The organism is Nonomuraea sp. NPDC052129, assembly GCF_040680095.1.
Lineage (GTDB): Bacteria > Actinomycetota > Actinomycetes > Streptosporangiales > Streptosporangiaceae > Nonomuraea.
In genome coordinates this window covers 78119-93130 of the sequence record NZ_JBFAVX010000027.1, presented here as the reverse complement: position 1 = coordinate 93130, position 15012 = coordinate 78119, and the positions used below count along the sequence as shown (strand labels likewise).

The following is a 15012-nucleotide window of genomic DNA, read 5'->3' as shown; positions in this document are numbered from 1 at the left end:
GGTACGCTCACGCTAAACCCGTAAGTGGATGATATCGTCCATTTAGCTTGAAGTGAGAGACATTGCCTGCTCAGCCATCTCACAAGCCGTCCGGGCACGTCGGCGATGTGCCCGGCGATGCAGACCCTGTGGGCCTGCGCGCCGATGCCTGGCGCAACCGGGCACGCATCCTCGAAGCTGCGCGCGAGGTGTTCGCGGCCCAGGGCATTGACGCCCCTATGAGCGCCGTCGTCCGCCGCGCCGGCGTAGGCGTGGCCACCCTCTACCGCCGCTTCCCCACCCGCACTGCGCTTGCCGCCGCCGCCTTCGCCGAGCAACTCGCCCTGTGCGCGGCAGCCTTCGAGGAGGCCCTCGCCGACCCTGATCCCGGGCACGGCCTGTACACACTCCTGGAGAAGGTGTGCGCCACACAGGTGACCGACCGCGGCTTCGCCTCCGTATTCCGGGATCAGTTCCCCGACGCCCTTGATCACGATCACGAACGCGACTGTGCCGAAGAGGCTCTGGCGCGGCTGGTCCAGCGTGCCCGCGAGACCGGACAGCTGCGCGACGACTTCGACCCCGCCGATATCACCCTCCTGCTCCTGGCAAACAGCGGCCTCGCCGGACAACCGAGAGAAGCCGCCCTCGCGGCCTCCCGGCGCCTGCTGGCCTATCTCTTCCAGGCTTTCCAGGTACAGCGCCCTGGCTCTCTCCCGCCTCCCGCGGCGATAGGCCCTGCGCTCGCGTAGCTACGGCCGGGTGAAGCGCCGACGCCGAGCCAGCTGCCGGCGTCGATGGTCGGTCGGAGCGGGGCCGGCCGCTCCGGACCAGGCGGTGTCGATTCAGAACCGGGGGCTTTTCAGGCTCCGTGCGGTGAGTTCGATGAGAGGGGAGCCTCCCAGGTGGCGGTGATGTCGCGGGCGACATCACGTAGGAGGTCGATGAGCATGTCTGCGAGTGGTGTGAGGCCGGCGTCGGTTTTGGTCACGGCGTAGAGCTGGCGGTAGGGCCTGGGGTGGGCCAGTTCGCGATGGGTGGTGCCAGGCGCATGGGTCAGGGCCAGGCGCGAGACCAGGGCCACGGCGATGCCTGTGCCGACGAGGGCCTGGGCGACGTCGTAGGACTCGGTCTCGAACCGCACGGTGGGAGTGAAGCCGGCCTGGCGGGCAGCGTCGTGGAACTGTTCGCGGGCGGCATGGCCGGCCAGGATGGAAACCCACGATTCGTCGCGCAGTTGTTCCAGGTGAAGTTCGGTGTCCGCAGGCTGCCCGGTGGCCAGTGGGTGGTCATCGGGGAGAACCACGACCATCGGGTCCAACAGCAGCGAGTGGGCCCGTAGGTGTGGGGGCGGCGTGAGCGGTGTGCCCCAGGACGCGACGATGGCGAGGTCCAGGCGCCCCGCGCTGATCTCGTCCGCTCCGCGTCCGGACACCACGTCCACGACCGAGACGTCGGCGTCCGGATGGCGGTGCCGCAGGGCCGTCAGGGCGGGTGGCAGCAGGTGCAGGGCAGCCGCCTGGAACGTGCCGATCCGCAGACGGAGCGAGAGGTGGCCAAGCAGTGCGGCCAGTTGCGCCTCGGCCTTGTCCGATGCCTCCTCCACGGTTCGACCGTGGGAGGCGAGCAGCGCACCGGCCGCGGTGAGCGTTGCTCCGCGAGGACCACGGATGACCAGGGGCACCTGCCAGTCGCGCTCGGCCTTGGCCACCTGCTGGGTGACCGCCGCGGGCGTGAGTTGGAGCGCGTGAGCCGCCGCCGTCAAGGAGCCGTGCCGCTCGATCAACGCGAGAAGCCGCAGCTGCCCCGGATCCACCAGCATTCACTAATCCTAACGCTGCACCCTTCTCTTTTAACTTCTCTTAGGAGTACGGGAGAGGAAGACTCGTGGGACACCCATCGGCCGCAATCCCCGGAAGGGGTTCTTTCCCCATGCCCACGCATGTGCCCGTTTTCATCGCCACCACCTTGCTGCTGGCGATGCTGCCAGGCGCGAGTCAAGCCCTGATGATCCGGCAGGTTCTGGAAGGCGGGCAACGCACGGTCCGAGGCACCCTCGCGGGTAACGCCACCGGCTTCCTGCTGTGGTCCACGGCCGCCGCGGCCGGGCTGTCCGCCGTCCTGCTGGCCAGCCCCACCGCGTACGCGATGCTTCGGATCGCGGGCGGCATCGTGCTGATGATCCTCGGGGTGAACACGCTACGGACCGCGCTCACCACCGTTTCCACTCCCCCGGTCTTCGAGGGCGGGCGCCGCACCGGCTTCGCGGGCGGATATCTCACCGGCCTGATCACCAACCTCGGCAACCCCAAGGCGGGCGTGTTCGCCGTCTCGGTGCTGCCCCAGTTCGTGACCGCGAATGGCCCGGTGTTCCTGTCGACCGTCGCCCTGGGAGCCCTGTGGGCGCTCGTCAGTGCCTCCTGGTACATGTTGCTCACCTGGGCCGTCAGCCGAGGGCGCGCCCTGGTATCGCAGCCGACCGTCCTGCGGGGACTCAGCGTGACCACCGGCGTCGTCCTGCTGGGGCTGGGCGCCGCGGTGGCGGCGGGTATCTGAGGGCAGGGCCGGTACTTCTTCCAGTGCCCGACCGCCCGACTCGACTTGTGACCCACCGGTCGGCGGGCCGCCATTGGCTCAGTTCGGTCTCGTCCGGCGGGCCGGTGGTTTCGCGGCCGGTTGTCGGTGAGGATGGGGGTTTGTCCGCGCGGCTGTCCTGGTGGGCTTCGGTGCGACGGTCGCGCAGGGTTCCGGACGGGGTCGCGATCGTCCTGGTGGTGCTGGGCGTCGTCGCGACCGCCGTCTCGCTGGACGCGCCGTCCGACGGCAGCATCGTGCGGCTGGGCTGGTCGACGTGGCGTCTCGACGGCGTCGTGGTGGACGTGCCGGCCGCGCACTCGGGGCCTGGGCTGCGGACCGGGGACCTGGTGATCGCCGTCGCGGGCAGGCGCCTGGCCGACGGGCTCGGCGTTGTCTCTCGTCCCGGCCTGGGCGCGAGCGTCCCGTACGGCGTGGCCGGCGAGGACGCGGTCGTGGCGGTGCGCGTCGATCGGCCCGATCCGTACCCGCTGCTCGTGCAGGGCTGAAGCAATCTCGTGTTCGTCCTGGCGCTGGCGGGGCTGGCGGCCGCCCTGTACCTGCGGCGGCCCGAGGCGCCCGCGACGGCCCCGCTGCTCGTGCTCGCTGCCGGGCTGCTGGGCAGCACGCTCACCGTCGCCGTCGGACTGCCCGTACTCGCGCTGGCCACCGGCGGCCCTCAGCTCTGGCTGTTCCACATCAACGCGATCGTGTCGTACTCCATCGGCTGGGGAGCGTTCCTGGCCTTCGTGCTCGCGTTCACGGCTCGCCAGCCTCTGTCGCCCCGTACCCGGAAGACGATCGCCGTCGCGTACGCCGCGCCCCTGGCCGCGATGGTCGCGTGGAGCGGGGTCGCGGCGCTGATGGCGCCTGACGCGCTGCGGTGGCTCGGCCTGCTGCACAGCGGTCAGACGGCGGTGGTGGCGCTGGTACTGGCGGCCGGGACGGTCTGGGGCGCGATCAGCTATCGCGGCAACCCGGATCCGCTGATGCGCGGGCGGACGCGCTGGATGCTGGGCGGCGGCGCGGCCGCGGCCGTACTCCGCATCGCGGGCTGGCACCTGCCGGAACTGATCACCGGAACGCAGCCGCTGCCGTGGGGCGCGCTCGGCCTGTCGGGACTGCCGTTCGTGGCCGGGATCGGGGTCGCGCTGCGCCGCCACCGCCTGTTCAACGTCGAGAGGCTGGCCAACCGCTCGCTGGTGTACGCCACCATGGTCGCGATCCTGGTCGCCGGGTACGCGGCCGTGGTCGCGCTCCTGGTCAGCGTGCTGCGGCTGTCGGGCACCGTGGCCGCCGCGCTCGCCGCGGCCAGTGCGGCGCTCGCGCTGGCACCGCTGCGCAACGCGGCGCAGAGCACCGTCAACCGGGTGATGTACGGCGACCGCCACGACCCGGAGGGCGCGCTGACCCGCCTCAGGACACGGCTGCAGGCGGTGCTGCTGCCCGCCGAGATGCTACCGGCGATCGTGGAGACCGTGGCCCGGTCGTTACGCGTGCCGTACGTCGCGATCGACCTGGTGGACGGCGCGGGCGAGCGCCACCCGGCGGCCTGGCCGCCCTGCGGGCCGGCGCCCACGGCTACGCGCTCAAGGGCGCCGGCCCTGAGGAGATCACGGCCACGGTCCGCGCGGTCGCCCGCGGCGAGGCCGTCTTCGGCGCCGGTGTGGCGACGCGGCTGCTCGCGCACTTCTCCAAGGCCGTCGTGGCCTCCCCGTTCCCGCAGCTCACCGAGCGGGAACATGAGGTGCTCGGGCTGGTCGCGCGGGGCCTGGACAACACGGCGATCGCGCGGCGCCTCGGCGTGAGCGGCAAGACCGTGCGCAACCACGTCTCCAACGTACTGACCAAGTTGCAGCTGGCCGACCGGCCCGCGGCGATCGTACGGGCCCGCGAGGCGGGACTCGGCGGAGCACCCGAATCCTCCTGAAGGCCTCTTTCGCCCGGGAACAACCTCCCGGATCGACCGGGACCCGGGACCCATGACGACGGGACACGGTACCGCGCACCCTGAGGGTGACTGATCGACGAGCCACCTTCAGGAAAGGACGACCCCATGCGCGGTACCCGAAGGACGCTGGGCGCCATATCGACCGCTGCGGCCCTGCTCGCGGGGCTGACCTTCGCCACCACCGGAACCGCCCACGCGCAGGGCACCACCGCCCTGGCCACCAAGACCTTCTACTTCGGAACGATGCGGGCGGGCGACTGCACGATGTTCTCGGGTGCCCGATGGACCTTGACCTCCACCGGCAAGGCCTCCTTCGACGGCACGGTCACCAGCAGTGATGACGGCGACGCCTGGCTGATGTGGGCGAAGATCAAGGACGAGAACGGCGCCGTGCTCGGCTGGCTGCGACACACCCGCTCCAACCCCACGAACCTGACGAAGTTCGTCATGAACATGCCCAGCCACACCGAGCCGTACCGGTGGCAGATCAAGGACACCGAGGCGGAGTTCGACCCCGGCCTGTTCCCGCTCATCAAGCACATGTCGCTGAGCAAGCACTGCTGAGCCCGCACCGCCGGCCCTGACGACGAACATGAGAGCGCGGGCGCTCGGCGGGCTGGGGCTGCTGGCCTCGGCGATGCTCTGCCTCGCCGCGACCCTGACCGCATCCGCCGAGGTGATGTGGGGGGCCGGCGCATGGGCCGGGGTGGGCCAGCAGAACGCCAACCAGAACGCGGCCAGGGCGGCCCAGTGGGCGCGCCGATCCACTCAGGACTCGGCGCGGCTGGCGCGCCGCTCCGGCCGGTCGAGCTTCGTCGGCAACGTGATCGCGCTGCTGATCGTCATCGCCGTCCTCGTCGTCGCCGCGCCGTTCGTGCTGGAGATCATCGCCCGCGTCTAGCACCGCGGCCTCGCGCCGCCCCACCCGCGCTCCCCCGAGGTTGGTATGACCGAGACCGGAATCCCAGGCCCTCGCGGACAGTGGCTGGTCGGCCAACTCCCCGCCTACGAGCGCGACCGCATGTCCTGGCTGCGTACCAACCAGGCGGACTACGGCGACATCATCCGCCTGGCTCCCCACGCCGTCGTCGTCCTCGACCCTGATGCCGCCCAGCAGATCTTCACGCAGACCAACGACACGTACATGCTCGACAACGCGATCGTGGTCAGCCGCCGGGCGCGAGCCGCGCAGGAGGCCCGCCTGCCTGTGTTGATGCGCCGCCGCCGACTGGCCAGCCGCGCGATGGTCAACCATCTCACGCCGGAGCGCATCGACCGCCAGGTGGCCGAGCTGAGCGACCAGCTCCGCGCCCACGCGGGCCGCTCCACCGACCTGTTCACCACCACCACCGCGATCTGCGGCACGGCCACGGCCTGGTTCTGCTTCGGCGGCGGCACTCGAGACTCCCGCGTCACCGAGATCGCGGACGCCTCCCTCGCGGCCTTCTACGGAATTCTGAAGATCCTGGAGATCGGCGAGGTCCGCGTCCGCTGGCTCCCACGCCCGGCCGCCAAGAAGGCCATCCAGGCCAACGAGGCCCTGCGCGCCCTGATCAAGGAGGAGATCGCCGGCCGCCGCGCCGCCACCCCGCCGCCCCACTCGCGCGACCTGCTCGACGAGCTGCTCCGCATCAGCGACAACGACACCGACGTCGCGGCGGCGGTGCGCCTGGTGGTCTTCACCGCGCCCGGCGTCCCCGGCGCCGCCTCCTCCTGGCTCACCCTCCGGCTGGCCGAGCACCCGGAACTCGCAGCGGAGATCGCCGACGAGGCGGCCGGGCCCCTCTCGATCGGCCAGGCCGTCGGCGCGCGCGCACTCCCGCTCGCCGACGGCTTCCTGCGCGAGGTGCTGCGCCTCCATCCGCCCCAGTGGATGCTCAGCCGTACGGCGTTGCGACCCACGCGGCTGGGGCCGTACGCCCTGGACACCGGCCAGCAGGTGATGGTCTGCACCTACCTCATCCATCGCGATCCCCGCTGGTGGGACGACCCGGAGGCGTTCTCACCGCAACGCTGGCACCAGACGCCCAAACGCGGCCGCTACCTCCCGTTCGGCGCGGGCCCGCGCGGCTGTCCCGGCTCCCCGCTGGCCAAGATCCAGCTCATGGCGCTGACGTCGCTGCTGGCGCGCGACTACCGTCTCCAGGTACGACACGGCGCCCCGGAGTTCGGCGGGCTGCTCAAGCCGGCGGGCGCGCTGACCCTCATGGAACCGGCTGAAGATCGGTCGCTTGGCTGAGCCGCCATGGACACGTGGCCGATCCCCCACGCCCCCGCCGGCCACTGCCTGTACGCATTGCGCCGCGATTCCCGCCAAATATTATCTAATTTATGAGCTGAATCGGCGCGCGAATGCCGTCGTCTACGAACTGTCAATTTTCCGCCAAGCCGCGGTCCGGCATACTTATCGACGTTAACGGGATGCGCCGAAATCCTCAGCGTCCTGCCCCCAAGGCATGGAGGTCTTTATGCCGCTCCACTCGATGAAACAAGCCGCCGGGCGGGTCCTGACCGCTCTGGCGATGACCGCTGGACTGTCCGGACTTCTCGCCGCCGGACCAGCCACGTCAGCGACGGCGGACTCGCAGTCGACTCTCTCCAACGGGGTAATCCCTCACTGTGTGCGTTGAGAAAGGGCACTATGACATCAGGTCCGCCACAATCAACGGCATAAACCAGAACCGCGATTATGTCTCCTCGCCCGACCTCTACCTCGACGGTGACAGGCGCGAACAGCGCTGCCGAAAGCTGAACGACTGGTGGTGGGGAGGTTATGTCGTTGTGCACTTCAGGGCCGACAGCGGGGCTTATTTGGGCGCCCGCGCGTGCGACGTGCCGTAGGACAAACCCTTCCCTGTTCACACTTGCTATTTCGATTAACCTCGGGCTTTCACCGGTAGGCGGCCAGGGCGGTCGCGTTGGGGGGCGACCGCCTGGCCGATGTCGTGGCGCTGCGGGACTCGCCGGAGGGGTGCTCCAGCCCAGAGCGGCAGGCATGCCGCTCTGGCCAGTCGTTCGTGAAGTGCGTGCTTTGGTCAGATTCCGTCGATCAGCCGTACGGCAAGGTCCGGCCTGAACGTTCCGGCGGGCACGTTCGGCGCGATGCCGCAGTTGCCGTCCGAGCCACCGGGACCTTGACCCAGAGCAGCATCTCGGCGCCGCCGCCGGTCTGCGTGGTGGCGCCGAGCTTGCGGCCCGACGGGTTGCATCATTCGCCGTTGGAGCCGTTGCCGTTGCGGCTGGTGTCGATCACGAACTTGGCGGCGCCGACGGTCACCGATCGATGCTGGCCATGTTCGCCTCGTCATGGCGCTCGCCCTCGGCCGGCGTGAGGTTGTTCAAACGGTCGAGCTGAGCGGCGCTGAGTTCGATGCCGTCGGCGGCGGTGTTTTCCTCGACGCGCGAGACCCGCCGGGTTCCGGGGATCGGGGCGATGTCGTCGCCGCGGGTCAGCAGCCACGCCAGCGCGGTCTGTGCCGGGGTGGCTCCGATCTCGGCGCCGATGGCCTGCACTTCGTCGACGATGCGCAGGTTGCGCTGGAAGTTCTCGCCGGTGAACCGCGGGTTGGTCTTGCGCCAGTCGTCATCGGTGAAGTCCTCGACGGTGCGGATCTGCCCGGTCAGCAGGCCGTGGCCGAGCGGGGAGTAGGGCACGAACCCGATGCCGAGCTCGCGCAGCAGGGGGAGGATCTCGGCCTCGACGTCGCGGGTCCACAGAGAGTATTCCGTCTGGAGCGCGGCCACCGGATGCACGGCGTGTGCCCGGCGGATCGTCTCGGGGCTGGCCTCGGAGAGTCCGATGTGGCGCACCTTGCCTTCGGCGACCAGCTCGGCCAGCGCGCCGATGGTCTCCTCAATGGGCGTGTTCGGGTCGACGCGGTGCTGGAAGTAGAGGTCGATGTGATCGGTGCCGAGCCGCTTGAGCGAGCCTTCGACCGCGACCTTCACGTTGTCGGCGCTGCTGTCGATCACGCCGGGGCCACCGCCGGAGTGGGAGACCAGGCCGAACTTCGTCGCCACAACAACGTCGTCGCGTCGGCCTTTGATGGCTTTGCCGACGATTTCCTCGCTGTGGAAGGGGCCGTAGATCTCGGCGGTGTCGATGTGGGTCACCCCCAGTTCCAGCGCCCGGTGGATGGTGCGGATCGACTCGGCGTCATCGAGCCCTCCGCCCGTGGTGTAGGTCCCGGCCATGGTCATGGCTCCCAGGCCGATGCGGGAGACATCAAGCCCGCCCAGTGATACGTGCTTCATCAGGTACTCCTTGTCGTAGCGGTAATCAGGCCCGGTCGGTGGTCATGGCCTGTGCGCGCCATGACCAGTGCGGTGTCCGCCCGCTAAAGGGCCGTGCTTCGGTGGCCCGCGCCGCTGGCGCCGGTGGGGGATTTCGAACTGGCCGCTGTCAGCTGGGTCAGTGCTCCTCGGCCGTCGGCTCCAAAACGAAGACCGGGATCTGGCGGTCGGTGTTCTTCTGGTATTCGGCATAGTCCGGGAACGCGTCGACGGCTCGAGCCCACCACTATGTGGGGGCTCCTCCCGCGGAGGCGACCACGGCGTAGGAGCCGTCGTGCTCCACCCGCATGAGCGGGGACTTGCGGATCTTGCCGCTTTTGGCGCCCAGGTTGGTCAGGATGACGACAGGTGGCATGTTGCCTACCTCCATGCTGTCGAAGATGCACCCGGTTTCCGCCTCGGCCGGGGTGTGGGGCGTGTTGCTCAGGCCTGGGTATCGTCGTAGGCCAGGCTGCCGCCCAGCTCGCGGGAGGCCTCGGCCTGGGCGAGGAGTTCCTTCGCTTTGGCCTGGGCGGCCTCGATGGCGTCCGCGCCGGCGACGAAGCGCTGCAGGGGCTTGTCTTGGTTGGCGATGGTGAGCAGGGCGCGGGCGAGTTTGGCGGGGTCGCCGGGCTGCCGGCCGTTCATGCTCCTCATGCCCTCGATCCTCGGGGCGGTGCGCGGGGTGTAGTCGTCGATGGACAGCTCGGGCCAGGTGGTGGAGCCGTCCCCGAGGAGTTCGGTGCGGAAGTAGCCGGGTTCCACGACCGTGGTATGGATGTTGTACGGCTCGACGTCGTAGCGAAGGGACTCCATCCAGCCCTCTTCTGCGAACTTCGAGGCGGCGTAGGCGGCGGTGAATTCCATGCCGACCAGGCCGGCGGTCGAGGTGATGGTGACGACGTGGCCGGCGCGCTGCCGGCGCATGAGCGGCAGGACGGCGCGGGTGACGTTCATGGGTCCGAAGAGGTTGGTCTCGAACTGCTGGCGCATCTGCGCGGGCGAGATCTCCTCGAAGTAGCCGGTGAAGAGGTTCCCGGCGTTGTTGACCAGGACGTCGATGCGGCCGAATCGGTCGACGGCGGCGTGCGCGGCGGCCTGCGCGTCCTCGAGGCTGGTGACGTCCAGCTTGGTGACCAGCAGGTTGTCCTGCGGCCCGCCCAGGGTCTTCTCGACCTCTTCGGGGCGGCGGCCGGTGGCGACGACCTGGTGGCCCGCGGCGAGGGCCTCGCGGGCGATGTCCGTGCCGAGACCGCGTCCGGCACCCGTGACAAAAATAACCTTGCTCATGAGATTTCCTTTCAGGCGCCCTGATCGGGCACCTGGGTGATTTCGATGATCACAGCGGCCGACGGCGCCGCAGAAGGCTGGAAACCAGCGGCACAAGCGCCGTATTCGGCCCATTCCCACCGCCGCGGGGCGGCGCACTACCAACAAAACCCGTTGTCACGGGAGTGTGGGAGTCCTTGATGAGGGGGTCACTGAGAGGGACCCCCGGGCAGAATGATGCGCTCGTAGAGTGGAGCACATGGCGAGCAGAAACAACCCTTATGGCACTAATCGCGACTTTCGTGGTGATTTCCGGGCGGAGATCCGGGAATTCCTGGGCACGCGACGGGCCAAGGTCACCCCCGAGCAGGCCGGACTGCCCGTGTACGGCGGAGAGCGCCGGCGGGTCACCGGGTTGCGCCGCGAGGAAGTGGCCCTGCTCGCGGGCATCTCCAGCGAGTACTACACCCGGCTGGAACGCGGCGACGCCACCGGTGTCTCCGAGACCATCATCGAGGGCATCGCCCAAGCGCTACAGCTCGACGAGGCCGAACGAATCCACCTGCTCGACCTCCTGCGCGGTGCCGGCACGACCCGCCCACCACGCCGCCGCCCGGTCCAGCAACGCGTCCGCCCCCCGGTGCAGCGCGTCCTGGACTCCATGACCGGCACACCCGCGTTCATCCTCAACGGACGCGGGGACATCCTGGCCACTAACCTTCTCGGGCGCGCCCTGTTCTCCCCGGTCTACGCCGACCCGGTACGGCCGCCCAACAACGCCAGGTTCGTCTTCCTCGACCCGCAGGCGACTGAGTTCTTCCGCGACTGGGACAAGGTCGCCAACGACACCGTCGCCATGCTCCGCGCCGAAGCTGGCCGCGACCTGTACGACAGGCGACTCACAGACCTGATCGGCGAGCTGTCCACCCGCAGCGAGCATTTCCGTCGCCGCTGGGCAGCCCACAACGTCCGGATCCACACCACTGGCGTGAAGCTCCTCCACCACCCGGTCGTCGGCGACCTCGACCTGCCGTTCGAGACCTTCCCTCTGGGCGCCGAGCCCAGCCAGTTCCTCCTCACCTACACCGCCGAACCCGCCTCACCCACCCAGGACGCCCTGCATCTCCTGGCCAGCTGGGCCGCAACCCACGACTCCATCGACAAGCACGCCCCGACCAACGACCCCGAATCGGCCGAGACAACCGACTGATCGCCGACACTGCGCACCGCACTCCGCACCTGGCGCCGGCCGACCTCGTGGACCTTGCCGATGTCGAGGTGCCCAAGGCGACCATGACCTCACGGGCGGCCAGGTGCGCTCAATCATCACCCACCAGGGGCTTCCAGCTCGACCCGTGCAAGCGGGATCTCGATGGCCTTTGGACCGTCGGGCCTGAGCTCGGGCAGATACTTGTAGATCGTGGAGCGGCTGACGCCGAGTAGCCGAGCGATCGAGGAGACGGTTGCGTCGGGCTGGGTGAGCATGGCGCGGGCGTGCCCGACCTGCTCAGGCGTCATCGCTGGCGGCCGTCCGAGACCCTGCCTGCGGGCCTTCGCGGCGGCCAGGCCCTCGTTTGGTGCCCTCGATGATAAGCTCACGGATGAACTCCGCCAGGGCGGCGAACACGTGGAAGATCAGGCCGGCCGCCCCGGGGTGGTGGTGTCGAGGGCCTCTTTGAGGGACCGGAACCCGACGCCGCGCTTGCGCAGGCCGGCGACGATCGCGATCAGGTCCTGAAGGGACCGGCCGAGCCGGTCCAGGGACGGGACGACCAGGATGTCGCCGGGACGCAGGTAGTCCAATGCCTTCCAGAGTTACTCACGCTCCACGTTCTTGCCGGACTTCTTGTCGGCAAAAATCCGGATACAGCCGGCCGCGGTGAGGGCCAGGGCCTGCCGGTCCAGAAGCTGGTCCTTGGTCGAGACCCGGGCGTACCCGATCAACGCACCCATGAGAACGTCCGGTTCGGCGGCGAACAGGTCTTCGGCGACCTGGCGGTGGTCCCGGACGCCGAGTGGATCTTCCGGAAGGGGCGCCACAACGAGAAGTGCAGGTAAAAGGGTCCTGCCGAAGTTGGTGAACACTCCGACTTCTCAACACGTTTTCCGACAGATTTCGGGATGCTCGGCGATTTAAGCAGAGGCCTTCGGGCCAGTGTTGAGAATCGATCGATTCTCAACATGATCAACAAGGTGCCCGTCATGCGCCGCCGAGAGAGCCAAGAGCACCGATGCTCAACCTGGCGCTCAGATCGAGGCGCACCCCGCCGTAGGGGCGGATGTGCAGCCAGAACAGTGGGGTCAGGCCGCGCTGGTCGACCGGGGTGAGCAGGGCGGTCCACTCGGGGTCGGCGAGGACGTCTTGAAGCATGAGGACATTCACCATGACGAGCGAGGCCTGCAAGATCCTAAGACACAGGGCCGTCATCTCTACCTCGTCGCGCCGGTTGGTGGAGATCTCGCCGCCGCGGCCGTAGCAGATTACCGAGTCGGCGCGGTTCCACGCCTCGACCACGTTCAGCCCTTCCTCGATCTCCCGCTGCAGGTCGCGGTCATATAAGTAGCGGGCGACGAACGTGGTGCGCGCCGCCCGGCCGATCTCCAGCATCGCCTGGTAGGCCGGGTGCGGGGCGGTGTGGGTGAAGCGCGACAAGATGGCCTCGGTGGAGGCGGTGCGGGTGCGGATCGCGGTGGCGTACTTGACGACCTCGTCATAGTTCTTGGCGATGATGTCCCCGCGGATCGACCTGGTCATCGCCGGCGCCAGGTTCGCGTACCGGCCAGATCTCCGTAGTCGGCCTGGTGGAGCTTGACCCGGTTGATCTGCTTGATGCGCGGCAGCAGGTCCACGTTCAGCAACCGGGTGATGCCGAAGCCAGGTTCGATCATGATGCGCGTGTGGGCCGGCGCCTACTACCGACGTGCGCGCACGCCAGCAGTACCGGGAGGCCACGGTCCCAGCTCAGCTGTCGGCCGCTGTCGGTTGCTGAAGGACCGGTCGCGCTCGCCCGTATTCGTTGTCGGTCCCGGTAGGGCGACGTATCGGGGTCCTGGCAGCGTGAACTGGTAGTCCGGGGTTCAGGATCCGGTGCGATAGCGGGTGAGCATGAGGGCGACGGCTTCGTCCACGATCGTGGTGTCGGTGGGGTCGGGCGGGACGAAGTCGGTCCGTACGAGTTGAGGCCACAGGAGCTGGCCGCAGATCATGCCGAGGAACTGTTCGGCCACTGCGGATGCCGGCTGTGTCTGTCCGTCGGCCGAACGGAAGTCGAGTGTGCCGGCCTGTGCTTCGGCGTCCAGGTAGTCGCGGAGCCGGTCGAAGAAGGGTCCGCGGTCGATGGCGAAGCCGGTGCCGACGATGTCGGCGAGTTCCGGCATCTGGGGAAGTTCGGTGATGATGAGGCGGCACAGCGCCGCTGTGCCGGGCCGCGAGACCAAGCAAGCGTAGTCGCGGCCGATGTGGTCCAGACCGTACCGGGGATCACCGGGCGGGGGCGGTTCGGCGTACTGCACGTCCAGCTGCCACTGTTCGGAGGTGACGGCCGCGAACAGCGCAGCCTTGGAGGGGTACCGCTTGAAGAGGGTGCCGGTGGAGACGCGGGCCTCCCTGGCGATCTGGGCCAGGGAGGTCTTGTCGTATCCCCGGGCGAGGAAGAGGTCGCGGGCGGCGCGGATGATGCGCGCGCGGTTCTCCGCTTTGATCTGCGCGTGATACCCGGCCTGGCACGTATCGCCACCGGTTTCCGCTCGGTCACGGTCCGCCACCGACATACCCACGCCCCTCGCCCGTCTCCCAGCCGCATCCTCGCTGTCAGAGGACGGTCTGGCCGCCGTCCAGGATAAGGTCCTGGCCCACAGCGAAGGCGGAGACATCGGAGGCCAGGTACACGACGGCTTCCGCGACCTCCTCGGGCATACCCATGCGACCCAGCGGGATGCCGGAGCTGATCGCCTCCAGAACCGCCGTCTGCTGCGCGGGGTCCTCGATCCCGAGCTTGGAGTACAGCGGGGTGTCCACCGGGCCGGGACTGACCGCGTTGAACCGGATGCCGTGCGACCTGAGCAGGTCCGCGTTCCACGACCGCATCAGGGAGCCGACAGCCGCCTTCGTCGCGGCGTAGGCGTTCGACTGACCATAGCCGCCGTGCGCGCTGCTGGACGCGTTGAGGATGACCGAGGACGGGTTGGCCAGCACGGGCACCAGGGCCTGTGTGAGAAAGAAGACGCTCTTGACGTTGATGTCGAAGAGCCGGTCGAAACTGTCCTCCGTGTGGTCCTCGAACGGCCGCCAGTCCGAGACGCCGGCGTTCAGGAACGCCACGTCCAGTTCCCCGAAATGCTCACGCACCCGCTCCGCCAGGCCGCGCTGCGCATCGAGATCGCGCGCATCGGCCTGCACCACCGGCACCTTGTCCCCGAGGATCTGCCGCGCCTTGTCGATGCTGGCCGGGGTGACGCCTGTGACCAGCACGTCGGCCCCCTCCGCGATAAAACGCTGCGCGGTCTCCAGACCGATCCCACTCGTGCCGCCGGTGATGAGGGCGCGCTTGCCCGCAAGACGATTCATGTTCATTGTTCCTTGCCGAGTCGTAAGGTAAGTCGATGGACTCACCACCTGAAGGTAACTCCCTCACCATCCTTAAGGCAAGTCGATCAACTTACCATCGGTGGCCTGGAGCGGTTCGGCCACGCCGGAGAAGGTGGCCGACACCGGCTCGAAGGCCATGTCGCTGCCGTCCGCGAGGAGCCGGGCGATGGTGGTCTTCCCGACGCCGGGCGGCCCCGCAGGATGGTGGAGCTGAGCCGCTGCTGGGCGACCATGGGGGCCCAGCAGCGGCGTCCGCGGCCAGGAGGTGGTCCTGCCCGGCGACGTCTTCCAGCTTTGCGGGGCGCAGGCGGTCGGCGACTGGCCGGGAGGGCTCCTCGTCGAAGAGCGGCAGGATCACTGCGGTCGGTTCCATCGGTCT

The 15012-nt window shown here is 68.9% G+C and carries 18 protein-coding genes and 2 pseudogenes; 9 read left to right on the top strand and 11 right to left on the bottom strand.

What is annotated here, in order from left to right; translation table 11 throughout:
- Positions 1-128: 128 nt before the first annotated feature.
- Complete coding sequence (locus AB0L53_RS41600) at positions 129-731, top strand: helix-turn-helix domain-containing protein (RefSeq protein WP_364006679.1); 603 nt, start codon at positions 129-131, stop codon at positions 729-731.
- Between the two features lie 110 nt (positions 732-841).
- On the opposite strand, the gene AB0L53_RS41595 is transcribed toward AB0L53_RS41600, so the two are convergent.
- On the bottom strand, positions 842-1801 hold the full coding sequence (locus AB0L53_RS41595; RefSeq protein WP_364006676.1) for a LysR family transcriptional regulator: 960 nt from the start codon (positions 1799-1801) through the stop codon (positions 842-844).
- A gap of 110 nt (positions 1802-1911) precedes the next feature.
- Here AB0L53_RS41595 and AB0L53_RS41590 point away from each other — a divergent pair, with 110 nt between their 5' ends.
- From AB0L53_RS41590 to AB0L53_RS41560, 7 genes are all read left to right on the top strand, one after another.
- On the top strand, positions 1912-2535 hold the full coding sequence (locus AB0L53_RS41590) for a LysE family translocator (RefSeq protein WP_364006673.1): 624 nt from the start codon (positions 1912-1914) through the stop codon (positions 2533-2535).
- 140 nt (positions 2536-2675) lie between these two features.
- Entirely contained in the window at positions 2676-3062 is a 387-nt protein-coding gene (locus AB0L53_RS41585) for a hypothetical protein (RefSeq protein WP_364006671.1), read from the top strand.
- A gap of 9 nt (positions 3063-3071) precedes the next feature.
- Positions 3072-4361 (top strand): hypothetical protein, encoded by a 1290-nt coding sequence (locus tag AB0L53_RS41580; protein WP_364006668.1) that lies wholly within the window; start codon positions 3072-3074, stop codon positions 4359-4361.
- Complete coding sequence (locus AB0L53_RS41575) at positions 4259-4483, top strand: LuxR C-terminal-related transcriptional regulator (RefSeq protein ID WP_364006665.1); 225 nt, start codon at positions 4259-4261, stop codon at positions 4481-4483. Before AB0L53_RS41580 ends, AB0L53_RS41575 begins: the two co-directional genes overlap by 103 nt.
- Before the next feature lie 126 nt (positions 4484-4609).
- Positions 4610-5068 carry a DUF6294 family protein gene (locus AB0L53_RS41570; RefSeq protein ID WP_364006662.1) on the top strand — a complete coding sequence of 153 codons (459 nt, stop codon included), beginning with the start codon at positions 4610-4612 and terminating at the stop codon, positions 5066-5068.
- Positions 5069-5096: 28 nt separating this feature from the next.
- Positions 5097-5405 (top strand): hypothetical protein, encoded by a 309-nt coding sequence (locus AB0L53_RS41565; RefSeq protein ID WP_364006659.1) that lies wholly within the window; start codon positions 5097-5099, stop codon positions 5403-5405.
- A gap of 45 nt (positions 5406-5450) precedes the next feature.
- Positions 5451-6743: a cytochrome P450 gene (locus tag AB0L53_RS41560; protein WP_364006656.1), complete on the top strand. Its 1293-nt coding sequence runs from the start codon at positions 5451-5453 to the stop codon at positions 6741-6743.
- A gap of 1034 nt (positions 6744-7777) precedes the next feature.
- Here AB0L53_RS41560 and AB0L53_RS41555 read toward each other — a convergent pair.
- The 3 genes and pseudogenes from AB0L53_RS41555 to AB0L53_RS41545 form a co-directional block, all read right to left on the bottom strand.
- Positions 7778-8758: an aldo/keto reductase gene (locus AB0L53_RS41555; RefSeq protein WP_364006653.1), complete on the bottom strand. Its 981-nt coding sequence runs from the start codon at positions 8756-8758 to the stop codon at positions 7778-7780.
- A gap of 157 nt (positions 8759-8915) precedes the next feature.
- A pseudogene (locus AB0L53_RS41550) lies at positions 8916-9146 on the bottom strand (nitroreductase/quinone reductase family protein); the annotation flags it as partial.
- Positions 9147-9220: 74 nt separating this feature from the next.
- Positions 9221-10066 carry an SDR family oxidoreductase gene (locus AB0L53_RS41545; protein ID WP_364006650.1) on the bottom strand — a complete coding sequence of 282 codons (846 nt, stop codon included), beginning with the start codon at positions 10064-10066 and terminating at the stop codon, positions 9221-9223.
- A 238-nt stretch (positions 10067-10304) separates the two neighbouring features.
- Here AB0L53_RS41545 and AB0L53_RS41540 point away from each other — a divergent pair, with 238 nt between their 5' ends.
- The gene (locus AB0L53_RS41540) at positions 10305-11255 is read left to right on the top strand and encodes a helix-turn-helix transcriptional regulator (protein WP_364006647.1); all 951 of its coding nucleotides are present in this window, start codon (positions 10305-10307) and stop codon (positions 11253-11255) included.
- Between the two features lie 116 nt (positions 11256-11371).
- On the opposite strand, the gene AB0L53_RS41535 is transcribed toward AB0L53_RS41540, so the two are convergent.
- The 7 genes and pseudogenes from AB0L53_RS41535 to AB0L53_RS41505 form a co-directional block, all read right to left on the bottom strand.
- Positions 11372-11644: a helix-turn-helix domain-containing protein gene (locus tag AB0L53_RS41535; RefSeq protein WP_364006644.1), complete on the bottom strand. Its 273-nt coding sequence runs from the start codon at positions 11642-11644 to the stop codon at positions 11372-11374.
- A 36-nt stretch (positions 11645-11680) separates the two neighbouring features.
- Positions 11681-11998: pseudogene (locus AB0L53_RS41530) on the bottom strand (recombinase family protein).
- A gap of 247 nt (positions 11999-12245) precedes the next feature.
- On the bottom strand, positions 12246-12800 hold the full coding sequence (locus tag AB0L53_RS41525) for a Tn3 family transposase (RefSeq protein WP_364006641.1): 555 nt from the start codon (positions 12798-12800) through the stop codon (positions 12246-12248).
- Entirely contained in the window at positions 12797-12934 is a 138-nt protein-coding gene (locus tag AB0L53_RS41520) for a hypothetical protein (RefSeq protein WP_364006638.1), read from the bottom strand. The genes AB0L53_RS41525 and AB0L53_RS41520 overlap by 4 nt, the downstream gene beginning before the upstream one ends.
- Positions 12935-13123: 189 nt before the next feature.
- The gene (locus tag AB0L53_RS41515) at positions 13124-13816 is read right to left on the bottom strand and encodes a TetR/AcrR family transcriptional regulator (protein WP_358342372.1); all 693 of its coding nucleotides are present in this window, start codon (positions 13814-13816) and stop codon (positions 13124-13126) included.
- A 40-nt stretch (positions 13817-13856) separates the two neighbouring features.
- Entirely contained in the window at positions 13857-14612 is a 756-nt protein-coding gene (locus tag AB0L53_RS41510) for an SDR family oxidoreductase (RefSeq protein ID WP_358342374.1), read from the bottom strand.
- 72 nt (positions 14613-14684) lie between these two features.
- A complete protein-coding gene (locus tag AB0L53_RS41505; protein ID WP_364006868.1) occupies positions 14685-14801 on the bottom strand; it encodes a hypothetical protein in 117 nt (38 codons plus the stop codon).
- Positions 14802-15012 lie beyond the last annotated feature (211 nt).

Coding starts and splice junctions, on each gene's coding strand:
- AB0L53_RS41595 (WP_364006676.1), bottom strand. CDS start 1,801: ATGCTGGTGGATCCGGGGCAGCTGCGGCTTCTCGCGTTGATCGAGCGG.
- AB0L53_RS41590 (WP_364006673.1), top strand. CDS start 1,912: ATGCCCACGCATGTGCCCGTTTTCATCGCCACCACCTTGCTGCTGGCG.
- AB0L53_RS41570 (WP_364006662.1), top strand. CDS start 4,610: ATGCGCGGTACCCGAAGGACGCTGGGCGCCATATCGACCGCTGCGGCC.
- AB0L53_RS41565 (WP_364006659.1), top strand. CDS start 5,097: ATGAGAGCGCGGGCGCTCGGCGGGCTGGGGCTGCTGGCCTCGGCGATG.
- AB0L53_RS41560 (WP_364006656.1), top strand. CDS start 5,451: ATGACCGAGACCGGAATCCCAGGCCCTCGCGGACAGTGGCTGGTCGGC.
- AB0L53_RS41555 (WP_364006653.1), bottom strand. CDS start 8,758: ATGAAGCACGTATCACTGGGCGGGCTTGATGTCTCCCGCATCGGCCTG.
- AB0L53_RS41545 (WP_364006650.1), bottom strand. CDS start 10,066: ATGAGCAAGGTTATTTTTGTCACGGGTGCCGGACGCGGTCTCGGCACG.
- AB0L53_RS41540 (WP_364006647.1), top strand. CDS start 10,305: ATGGCGAGCAGAAACAACCCTTATGGCACTAATCGCGACTTTCGTGGT.
- AB0L53_RS41525 (WP_364006641.1), bottom strand. CDS start 12,800: ATGACCAGGTCGATCCGCGGGGACATCATCGCCAAGAACTATGACGAG.
- AB0L53_RS41520 (WP_364006638.1), bottom strand. CDS start 12,934: ATGATCGAACCTGGCTTCGGCATCACCCGGTTGCTGAACGTGGACCTG.
- AB0L53_RS41515 (WP_358342372.1), bottom strand. CDS start 13,816: ATGTCGGTGGCGGACCGTGACCGAGCGGAAACCGGTGGCGATACGTGC.
- AB0L53_RS41510 (WP_358342374.1), bottom strand. CDS start 14,612: ATGAATCGTCTTGCGGGCAAGCGCGCCCTCATCACCGGCGGCACGAGT.